Origin of the sequence: Leptospira selangorensis (assembly GCF_004769405.1) — a bacterium.
GTDB lineage: Bacteria > Spirochaetota > Leptospiria > Leptospirales > Leptospiraceae > Leptospira_B > Leptospira_B selangorensis.
The window spans coordinates 1-535 of the sequence record NZ_RQES01000030.1 but is presented as its reverse complement, the minus strand read 5'-3'; the positions used below and the strand labels follow the sequence as shown (position 1 = coordinate 535).

General features: G+C 40.0%; 1 protein-coding gene. It reads right to left on the bottom strand.

Translation table 11 applies throughout. From position 1 onward, the window contains the following. On the bottom strand, positions 1-252 hold a 252-nt coding region (locus EHO58_RS19460; protein ID WP_208728883.1), incomplete at its 3' end, for a type II toxin-antitoxin system RelE/ParE family toxin. Positions 253-535 lie beyond the last annotated feature (283 nt).

Here is a 535-nt window from a genome sequence, read left to right as displayed (position 1 = left end):
AAAACCAGAAGTTATTATGACAACCCGACCCTTTTCAAAAAAGTAAAATAATCTGCAAATATTAGAACCTTGTTTGATTCTTAGTTCAAACAATCCTGCATAGCCTTGAATCTTTTTAGAAAAAGGTTCTCGAAGTTCAGGTCCAAATTCCGCTAATAATTCAATAGTTCGGAATGCTTTTGCCTTTAATTTATTTTCCAGCTTCAGTAAGAAATCTTCTGCCGGTTCCAAAAGCTGGACTTTGAACTTCACAGGGTCAGTATATCAGATTTGATATATTTTGTCAATTCTTGTAGAAAGGCAATTTGCCAGCCATTTCGTATAACGACCAAGGCTTGACGACGTTTCGCGAGTGCGTAAGCACTTGGCATGAGACTTGCCCTGCAAGGCGAATGACAAAGCGAAATGTGCCGAAGGCCAAACGAGGGTTGCGAAGCAAGCCCGAAGTGCAGCGTCAGAGCCGATAGTTAGGCGACGTGGTAATGTAAGAGAATTCTTATTCTGTTTCTTTGATTCCTAAGAAAGCATTATTGAT